Source organism: Acinetobacter sp. YH12027 (assembly GCF_013420085.1).
Classification (GTDB): Bacteria; Pseudomonadota; Gammaproteobacteria; order Pseudomonadales; family Moraxellaceae; genus Acinetobacter; species Acinetobacter amyesii.
In genome coordinates this window covers 22,496-31,884 of the sequence record NZ_VOYW01000008.1, presented here as the reverse complement: position 1 = coordinate 31,884, position 9,389 = coordinate 22,496, and the positions used below count along the sequence as shown (strand labels likewise).

The window sequence follows — 9,389 nt, the reverse complement described above, 5'->3', positions numbered from 1 at the left end:
CTTGGACTTTATGTCCACTAAAGAGCCGTTGAAGACTACGACGTTGATAGGTTGGATGTGGAAGTGCGGTGACGCATGAAGCTGACCAATACTAATTGCTCGTGAGGCTTGACTATACAACACCCAAACAGTTGTTGTATCTAGCATCAATTGATTCACATATAATCAATCAAACTTGATTTAGTTGAAAAGCTAGATAAAATGAACACCTTAAATTAACTCAAGTACTTCTGTTAATAACTCATTTGGTAGAAAACTTAGCACGAAGAGCACTGCTCTGAGATTAGACTAAGCAAGTATCCATAACAGTTGTGCTGGCGACAATAGCAAGAGTGAACCACCTGATCCCTTCCCGAACTCAGAAGTGAAACCTCTTAGCGCTGATGGTAGTGTGGGGTTACCCATGTGAGAGTAAGTCATCGCCAGCTCATTATTCGAAACACCCCCAACTTAAACGTTGGGGGTTTTTTTTATGCGTGGTGAAAAGGAAAATAGAGTGAAATTAATAATATATCTAATTAAATAATTCATTTATAAGGCGAATTGTTCCTAATAAAAGAATAAATTAGCTGAATAATGTGTCTAAAAAAGACAAAAAATCGGGCGTTCTGTTCAAAATTATGCTATAAAAAATAAAACGGCATAAAAATTGCTTATAAAGTGCGGTTAATTATAGGGGGAGTTATTAATGAAATTAGCGATGGGGTTAAAGGTTGCCAATTCCTTATCATTAACACCTCAATTACAACAAGCCATTCGTTTATTACAGCTTTCAAGTTTGGAATTGGAACAAGAAATTCAAATCCAACTCGACAGTAATCCTCTATTAGAGAAAGTTGAAGAACAAAATACCGTTGAAAGTTTAAATAGCTTACAAGAAGAAGAAAGGGAAAATAAAGACTTAACCAATGAATTAAATGCCGATCATTTGCCTGATGAGTTACCGGTAGATACGGAGTGGGATGATGTTTATACGCATCAACCTACAAGTTTAGGTGCTGCTGAATTTGAAGAGCGCGAAGATAATCGGCAGGGGCATCAAAGTTTACAAGCACATATGCTTGAGCAAGTTAATCTTTTACACTTTTCTGTGATCGATAAACTAATTGCACACTGTATTATCGATGCTTTAGATAACAAAGGTTTTTTAGATTGTGACTTAAATGAAATTACCCAATCGGTTCAGCATCTTTTAGACTCTATGGATTATGAAGAAGAAGTCGAAGATGACGAAGTTTTGGTGGTACTAAAGCATATTCAGCATCTAGATCCTGTGGGTGTAGGCTCACGCAATCTTGCTGAATGTTTATTGGTACAAGTTGAAAATCTTCCTGAGCATATAGAATATCGATATGAAGCTATTTTATTATTGAAAAATTATGAGTTGCTGATTACCAATGAATTACCCAAGTTGATTAAGCAAACGGGATTAAACACGGAACAACTTAAACTTGCCATTTCTTTATTAAAGACATTAAAAGCACATCCAGGGCAAGAGTTTGAAGATAAAGATTTAGACTATCAAATTCCAGATGTTGTAGTCTTAAAAAAGAATGAACATTGGTTGGTACAGTTAAATCCTGATGTAATGCCAAAACTACGGGTGAATTCTTTCTATGCCAATATGATCAAGCGTGCTGATCAAAGCGATGACAATCAATATTTACGTAATCAAATGCTTGAAGCTAAGAATTTCATTAAAAGTATTGATGAACGACATAAAACTTTATTAAAAGTGGCAACCTGTATTGTGGAGCATCAACGAGCGTTCTTTGAACAAGGGCCTGAGGCAATGAAGCCTTTGGTCCTGCGAGATATTGCGGAAGAAGTTGAACTCCATGAATCCACAGTTTCCCGTGTAACCACAAATAAATATATGCTCACACCACGTGGATTATTTGAGTTGAAATATTTCTTCTCAAGTCATGTTGGAACATCGTCTGGTGGGGAAGCGTCTTCGACGGCAATTCGTGCAAAAATTAAAAAGTTGATTGCAGAAGAAAATACACGTAAGCCTTTGTCTGATAATGCAATTGCAGTTTTGCTTAATGCAGAAGGTATTGATGTTGCTCGTCGTACAGTTGCGAAGTATCGTGAATCGTTACATATTCCATCATCTTCAGAGCGAAAAGTGTTGATCTAAATTTGAAAATCTGACTATTCTAGAGGTTCATTATGACGAAATAATGAATCTCTTTTTTTATAAGGAATGGCCGAAATGATCTGATTGTGTAAATGTATGCTTCGCATATTGAGTTGGATGATTCGGCTTGAACTTTTCCAGTCCTGAAAGAAGGTGAGGGATAGAATTATGCAGATTACAATTCGTGGCCATCATTTAACAATTACGCCAGCAATAGAAGAAAATATTCGTCTTAAATTTGCGGAAATGACCAAACATTTAGATCAGGTCAATAGTATGCAAGTCAAACTGACTAAAGATCATCAGGTTGATAAACGTTCAAAAAAAGGTAGTGATAATCATATTGCGGAAGCGATTATACGATTACCCGGGACAGAACTTTTTGCACAAGCGTGCGCTGATGATATGTATACCTCGATCAAAAAATTGTCTGAAAAATTAAAAAAACAATTACATAAACATCGAAAAATGCAGCTCATTTATATGCCTTTAACGGTTTAGATTGTAAATTGTACAAAAAGAGGTTTTTTATAACCTCTTTTTTTATATATATAATGTATGTGACTAATGAATTATTTTTTAGATTTATAGTAAAATGACGGGTTTTACACCGTTAGTCCTATATGGGGTCTTGTGATGAATAGTGAACAGCTCACTGAAATTTTAAAAGCTGCTTTTCCAGAAGCTGAGGTTGCAGTTAGTGGGCAAGGCGGCAAATTTGATCTACGCATTGTCGATGATCAATTTGAAGGCAAACGTCCTGTTGCTCGTCAACAATCTGTTTATGCACCTTTGAACTCCTACATTGCCAGCGGTGAAGTACATGCAGTAACAATTCGTGCAATGACCAAAGAAGAATGGCGCAAAGCAAGCTTATTCGGAGCTTAATAATTAATGGATAAATTTCTGATTCAGGGCGGTACTAAGCTCGAAGGTGAAGTTCGTATTTCTGGTGCGAAAAATGCTGCATTGCCATTACTCGCTGCAACTATCCTTGCTGATACACCTATTACATTAACCAATGTTCCAAATCTAAAAGATGTGAACACCTTAGTGAAATTGATCGCAGGTTTAGGTGTTCAAATCAGTTATGAAGGTGATACGGTTAAGGCAGATACTTCTAGCTTAGATAACCAATTTGCACCATATGAACTCGTGAAAACCATGCGTGCATCTATTTTGGTGCTTGGGCCGTTATTGGCGCGCTATGGTAGTGCAAAAGTGTCTTTGCCGGGTGGATGTGCAATTGGTTCACGCCCTGTAGATCAACATTTAAAAGCTTTAGAAGCACTTGGTGCTGAAATTGAAGTTGAGGCTGGTTATGTGCATGCCAAAGTGGATGGTCGTCTAAAAGGTGGCGAAGTTGTCTTTGATATGGTCACAGTTGGTGGTACTGAAAATATTCTAACTGCTGCGGTTCTTGCAGACGGTGTAACGACCATTCGTAACGCGGCTCGTGAACCTGAAATTACCGATCTTGCTAATATGTTGATCAAGATGGGTGCAAAAATCGAAGGTTTGGACACTGATACTTTAGTTGTTACAGGTGTTGAAAGCCTACATGGCTGTGAATATGCCGTTGTTGCAGATCGTATCGAAACAGGTTCTTATCTTGCTGCTGCGGCAATAACTGGCGGTAAAATCAAAACCACGCATACAGATCCAAACTTGTTGGAGTCTGTGCTGGATAAATTTGAAGAAATGGGCGCGGAAGTTACGCGCGGTGAAGATTGGATTGAACTGGATATGATGGGTAAACGCCCGAAAGCAGTAAGTTTCCAGACTTTACCACACCCAGAATTTCCAACCGATATGCAAGCACAGCTGATGGCGGTGAATGCAATTGGTCGTGGTTTTGCCACAATTTCAGAAACGATTTTCGAAAACCGTTTCATGCATGTACCTGAATTAGCACGTATGGGTGCCAATATTCAGGTTGAAGGTAATGATGCTGTTGTTACAGGTGTAGAGAAATTATCTGCTGCACCAGTGATGGCAACTGATTTACGAGCTTCTTTCTCATTGGTTTTAGCAGCACTTGCCGCTGATGGGGAAACGTTGATTGACCGTATCTATCATATTGACCGTGGTTATGAAGATGTTGAAGCGAAGTTACAAGGTTTAGGTGCCCAAATTAAGCGAGTAAGTTAATGAGCGATATGAGAAACGATGATCCCAATTTTGACGTAATGGGCAATTTTGATCATGGTTTAACTTTAGCATTAAGTAAGGGACGTATCTTAAAAGAAACTTTGCCATTGTTGGAAACAGCTGGCATTAACTTATTGGAAGATCCGGATAAATCTCGTAAGTTAATTTTTCCAACGACCCATAAGCACGTACGTATTTTAATTTTACGTGCTTCTGATGTACCAACTTATGTTGAAAATGGTGCTGCAGATATTGGGGTGGCAGGTAAAGATGTGCTGATGGAACATGGTGCACAAAATGTGTATGAACCATTGGACTTAAAAATTGCCAACTGTAAGTTAATGACGGCTGGTAAAGTCGGCATGGTTCGTCCGAAAGGTCGTTTAAAGATTGCAACCAAGTACGTCAATTTAACCCGTCAATATTATGCAAGCTTAGGCGAGCAAGTTGATGTGATCAAACTGTATGGTTCTATGGAACTTGCACCTTTGGTTGGTTTAGGTGATTACATCGTCGATGTTGTGGATACAGGAAACACTTTACGTGCCAATGGTTTAGAGCCTTTGGAAGAAATCTGTAAAGTGTCTTCACGTTTAATCGTGAACAAAGCAAGCTTTAAACGTAAACAAACTTTGTTGAATCCAATTCTTGCACAGCTAGAAAAAGCCGTGGAAGAACGCGAGCAAGCAAAGAAAGCATAAGTTGTTAAGTTTCTAGCTATGCTGATCAAACCGCTCAAATTTGGGCGGTTTTTTTATGAAAACTGAAAAATAATGATAAAACTGTATTTTCACCAATTTTAACGAAAGTTATTTTCAATAAAACTCCACATGAACACATGCGATAGATGTCCACAAGCTGCTGTAAAACAGGTAAACTAATCTTTTCCAATAGATTACCTTGTGGGTAAATTGATGCGACGTTTATCGACTCAAGATCAAAACTTCAAGCAAGCTTTTGCTGACTTGTTGGCTTTTGAAACTGTGAATGATCCAGAACTTTTAAAAACCGTTGACCAAATCATTGCTGATGTTCGTCAGCATGGTGATGCTCATGTTCTTAAATTGACACAGCAGTTCGATCGACATCCAGCGCATCAATTCTCAGAATTAGAGCTGACACAAGAACAGCTGAAAGCAGCATTTGATGGTTTAAGTTCAGAAGTGCGTGAAGCCTTAGAACTTGCTGCGAACCGTGTTCGTGAATTTCACCAAGCACAAAAGCAAGACGGCTGGACCTATGTTGATGCTCTAGGAAATACGCTTGGTCAAAAAGTCACACCGCTGGACCGTGTGGGTATCTATGTGCCGGGCGGTTTAGCTTCTTATCCGTCTTCTGTATTGATGAATGCTGTACCTGCGCATGTTGCTGGCGTGCCTGAAATTATTATGGTGGTGCCTGCGCCGAATGGTGATTTGAATCCATTGGTTTTGGCAGCAGCTTACTTAGCCGGCGTACACCGTGTATTTACCATTGGCGGCGCGCAAGCGGTTGCAGCATTGGCTTATGGTACAGAAACTATTCCATCTGTGGACAAAATTACTGGCCCGGGCAACCGTTTTGTTGCTGCAGCAAAACGTGCAGTATTTGGTCAAGTCGGTATTGATATGATTGCAGGGCCATCCGAAATTTTGGTCTATGCCGAAGGTCAAAACAATGCTGAATGGCTGGCAATGGATTTATTGTCACAAGCGGAACATGACACTGTGGCTCAAGCGGTATTTATTACGCCAGATGCAGAACTTTTAGATCAAGTTGAGCAATGGATTGAAAAGCATTTAGAAGCGTTACCAAAAGCAGATATTGCGCGAACTTCAATCGAAAACCGCGGCGCATTGGTTTTAGTCAAAGACCGAGCGGAAGGCGCCGAATTGATTAACCAAGTTGCGCCTGAACATTTGATGCTGTGCTTAGATGAAGCACAGGAAATGGCTGAAGATATCCGCCATGCCGGCGCAATCTTCATGGGGCGTTATACACCGGAAGCGATTGGTGATTACTGTGCAGGTCCAAACCACGTGTTGCCAACCTCCGGCACAGCGCGTTTTTCATCACCGCTCGGTGTTTATGACTTCCAAAAGCGCTCAAGTTTAATCATGTGCTCTGAAGATGGCGTGAAAACTTTAGCGAAAACGGCTGATACATTAGCACAGCAGGAAAATTTAGATGCGCATGCGCGATCTGCGAGATATCGTTATCAGTAATAAAATATAGACTAGGTGAAAACTTAGTTTTCCAAAACTATAAACCTCTCCCTAACCCTCTCCTGAAAGGAGAGGGGAAATCTCATAAAATGAATATTCCTCTCCCTGAACGAGCTTTAAGGATTCCTTTAAAGCGAAGTGCAAGAGAGGTTAGGAGAGGGTGAAAAAGAGCAAAATAAAATGCCAAATATTACCGCTGAACAAATGCGTTTTTGGAGCCCTGATGTACGTGAATTAGAACCGTACACACCGGGTGAACAGCCTAAAATTCATAATATTTTAAAACTCAATACCAATGAAAACCCGTATCCGCCATCGCCAAAAGTGGTGGAAGCAGTTCAAAAAGTGTTGGCAAATTCTGCTGACGTTTTACGTTTATATCCAGATCCAGATGCGTCTGAGTTAAAGCAAGCGATTGCAAAACAGCAGCATGTACCTGTTGAGCAGGTCTTTGTCGGCAATGGCTCGGACGAAGTTCTGGCGCACATTTTTAAAGCCTTTTTTGTGCAAGAGCTGCCGGTTTTGTATCCAGATATTACCTACAGTTTTTATCCGGTATATAGCCAATTTTTTGGTATAGCTGCCAATACTAAAATTATGCCGCTGAACGATGATTTTGAAATTGTTATTGATGACTATAAACAGCCGAATGGCGGTATCATCATTACCAATCCGAATGCGCCTACCAGTATTGCTTTAGGTTTGTCTGCAATTGAGGAAGTGTTGCAAGCCAATCCGAATTCAGTGGTTGTGATTGATGAAGCGTATGTCGATTTCGGTGCAGAATCTGCTGTGGCTTTGGTTGCGAAATATGAAAACCTTGTGGTTTGTCAAACGACGTCTAAGTCGCGTTCACTTGCTGGTTTGCGTGTGGGTTTCGCGATTGCGCAGCCGCATTTAATCGCAGCGCTTGAGGCAGTAAAAAACAGCTTTAACTCCTATCCGATGGACCGTTTTGCGATTGCAGCAGCCGTGGCGTCATTTGAGGATCAAGCGTATTTTGAAGCACAAAATGCCAAGGTGATTGTGAGCCGTGAAAAACTTGTAGAGCAGCTTTCTGAGCTGGGCTTTAAAGTATTACCCTCTGCGGCAAACTTTATTTTTGCATCATTGCCAACGAAAGACGCGGGTGAATTAGCTTCTGAATTACGCGAACGCGGAATTATCGTGCGTTACTTCAATAAGCCGCGGATTAATCAATTCCTACGTATCACTATTGGTACAGATGAACAAAATCAGCGCCTTGTGGATACGCTTAAAAACGATATTTTGGCTTGATTGCTGCAAGCTACTATAAATTTAAATCTACCCTAATCTTCCTTTCGAAAAGGTGAGAAGCACTGCTTCGCAAGGGGAGGGTTATAAAAAAGCGATTCAATAGAATCGCTTTTTTGTTATTCAGGTTTATGCCAGGTATTTAACAAATCCAGCATGGCTTCGACTTTATCAAAGCATTCTTGATATTCAGCATCGCAATCTGACGCGATGGTGATTCCGCCACCTGCCCACAGCGAAACCTGATCTTGGTATTTTTGAATAGAGCGGATTAAAATATTCCAAGAGCCCGTGCCATCGTGATTAAAATAACCTATCGAGCCGCAATAGGCGCCGCGCGGAGCACCTTCAAGTTCATCAATAATTTGCATCGCTCGGATTTTGGGTGCGCCGGTAATCGAACCGCCCGGCAGTGCCGACATCAGAACATCAAAAGGGTGTACATTTTTTTTCAACACGGCTTCAACTTCGCTGACCATGTGATGCACCTGATTAAAACTTTCAATATCAAAAAGTTTTGGCGTTTTCACTGAGCCAATTTCAGCATAAACACTCAAATCATTACGCAGCAAATCAACAATCATGACGTTCTCGGCCATGTCTTTTTCAGATGATTTTAACCGTTGTTTTGACTGCTCATCTAAAACTGGATCTTCATAGCGAGGCATCGTGCCCTTGATTGGCTTAGTAATAATCTTCCGTTCAGGCTTAAAATCTATAAAAAGCTCAGGGGAACAACTTAAAATTTCAAAATCATCAATACGTAAGTAGCCTGAATATGGTGCATCAGTCAGTGACCAAAATTCTTGAGCAGTATCTAAGAGTGAACCTTTAGCTTGAGCTGTAAATTCTTGGGTTAAATTAATTTGATAGCAATCGCCCGCTTTAATATATTCCTGCACTTGATCAAAGGCTTTTGTGTAGTCTGACTTGGACCATCTTGCAGTACATTTTTGTCTTAATTTAAATTGATTTTGAGTGATCTCGGTTTGAATTAGGTGATCAATGTAGTCGTAAATCTTAGCTGCAGAATGATCAGAACTATAAAAATACCAACCATCATTTTCTAGTCTTAAGTAACTAGAAAATTGCCCCAAAAACAAGCGAGGTTGCGCTTTGGCATGGAGGGAAATCTGTTGCTGCGCTGCATAATCATAGCTAATAAAACCAGCCCAGCCCCCAGAAAACCCGCTGCCTAATTTTGAACATAAATCTTGGAAGGCGATATCTTGCAAGGGCTGAGCATCACATTCCTCATATTGATCTAAATGAGTACGGACATAAGTTTTAAGTTCATCATTCTTAAATTGCTGATATTGATTTGCCAAAAAGCAAATAACAGGTTGGTTTTGATCTTCTAAAAAAATCACATGTGACAAGGGTGCAAGCGCTTGCAAAATTTTTTGAGCACTAATAGTTTGTTTAAGAATAAATTTTTTTAAAAAAATCGGTTTTCGCATCAACAGAGAAATTAATTTTAAAGACTAAAATGGATTTTATACCATTCCTAATTCATTTGGTTTGCAAATACCGTTTATCGGTAAGAATTAGATTGCGACCAACGACAGTTGAACAAATTTTAGCTTGGATATAATTTAATCGAGCGAGCAAACGAC

8 protein-coding genes and 2 rRNA genes are annotated in these 9,389 nt (G+C 39.8%); 9 read left to right on the top strand and 1 reads right to left on the bottom strand.

Annotation, left to right across the window (positions count from 1 at the left end; translation table 11 throughout):
- The 9 genes from FTT94_RS03735 to hisC form a co-directional block, all read left to right on the top strand.
- Positions 1-116: ribosomal RNA gene (locus FTT94_RS03735) — 23S ribosomal RNA — on the top strand; the annotation flags it as partial.
- Positions 117-313: 197 nt separating this feature from the next.
- Positions 314-428: ribosomal RNA gene (rrf, locus tag FTT94_RS03730) — 5S ribosomal RNA — on the top strand.
- A gap of 260 nt (positions 429-688) precedes the next feature.
- The gene (locus FTT94_RS03725) at positions 689-2,143 is read left to right on the top strand and encodes an RNA polymerase factor sigma-54 (RefSeq protein ID WP_180170257.1); all 1,455 of its coding nucleotides are present in this window, start codon (positions 689-691) and stop codon (positions 2,141-2,143) included.
- A gap of 168 nt (positions 2,144-2,311) precedes the next feature.
- Positions 2,312-2,644 carry a ribosome hibernation-promoting factor, HPF/YfiA family gene (gene hpf / locus FTT94_RS03720; RefSeq protein ID WP_078191195.1) on the top strand — a complete coding sequence of 111 codons (333 nt, stop codon included), beginning with the start codon at positions 2,312-2,314 and terminating at the stop codon, positions 2,642-2,644.
- Between the two features lie 135 nt (positions 2,645-2,779).
- Positions 2,780-3,031, top strand: a complete 252-nt coding sequence (ibaG, locus tag FTT94_RS03715; protein ID WP_078191194.1) for a BolA family iron metabolism protein IbaG — start codon at positions 2,780-2,782, stop codon at positions 3,029-3,031.
- 6 nt (positions 3,032-3,037) lie between these two features.
- Complete coding sequence (murA, locus tag FTT94_RS03710; protein WP_078191193.1) at positions 3,038-4,294, top strand: UDP-N-acetylglucosamine 1-carboxyvinyltransferase; 1,257 nt, start codon at positions 3,038-3,040, stop codon at positions 4,292-4,294.
- Positions 4,294-4,995 (top strand): ATP phosphoribosyltransferase, encoded by a 702-nt coding sequence (hisG, locus tag FTT94_RS03705; RefSeq protein ID WP_180021457.1) that lies wholly within the window; start codon positions 4,294-4,296, stop codon positions 4,993-4,995. Before murA ends, hisG begins: the two co-directional genes overlap by 1 nt.
- A gap of 201 nt (positions 4,996-5,196) precedes the next feature.
- On the top strand, positions 5,197-6,498 hold the full coding sequence (gene hisD, locus FTT94_RS03700; protein ID WP_180170256.1) for a histidinol dehydrogenase: 1,302 nt from the start codon (positions 5,197-5,199) through the stop codon (positions 6,496-6,498).
- A gap of 180 nt (positions 6,499-6,678) precedes the next feature.
- Positions 6,679-7,776: a histidinol-phosphate transaminase gene (gene hisC, locus FTT94_RS03695; protein ID WP_180170255.1), complete on the top strand. Its 1,098-nt coding sequence runs from the start codon at positions 6,679-6,681 to the stop codon at positions 7,774-7,776.
- Positions 7,777-7,892: 116 nt separating this feature from the next.
- Here hisC and pabB read toward each other — a convergent pair whose 3' ends face one another.
- A complete protein-coding gene (gene pabB, locus FTT94_RS03690; protein ID WP_180170254.1) occupies positions 7,893-9,233 on the bottom strand; it encodes an aminodeoxychorismate synthase component I in 1,341 nt (446 codons plus the stop codon).
- Positions 9,234-9,389: the final 156 nt, after the last annotated feature.

What these genes read in the sequence shown, in the direction of transcription:
- hpf (WP_078191195.1), top strand. Translation starts at nt 2,312, where the DNA reads ATGCAGATTACAATTCGTGGCCATCATTTAACAATTACGCCAGCAATA.
- pabB (WP_180170254.1), bottom strand. Translation starts at nt 9,233, where the DNA reads ATGCGAAAACCGATTTTTTTAAAAAAATTTATTCTTAAACAAACTATT.
- hisG (WP_180021457.1), top strand. Translation starts at nt 4,294, where the DNA reads ATGAGCGATATGAGAAACGATGATCCCAATTTTGACGTAATGGGCAAT.
- murA (WP_078191193.1), top strand. Translation starts at nt 3,038, where the DNA reads ATGGATAAATTTCTGATTCAGGGCGGTACTAAGCTCGAAGGTGAAGTT.
- FTT94_RS03725 (WP_180170257.1), top strand. Translation starts at nt 689, where the DNA reads ATGAAATTAGCGATGGGGTTAAAGGTTGCCAATTCCTTATCATTAACA.
- ibaG (WP_078191194.1), top strand. Translation starts at nt 2,780, where the DNA reads ATGAATAGTGAACAGCTCACTGAAATTTTAAAAGCTGCTTTTCCAGAA.
- hisC (WP_180170255.1), top strand. Translation starts at nt 6,679, where the DNA reads ATGCCAAATATTACCGCTGAACAAATGCGTTTTTGGAGCCCTGATGTA.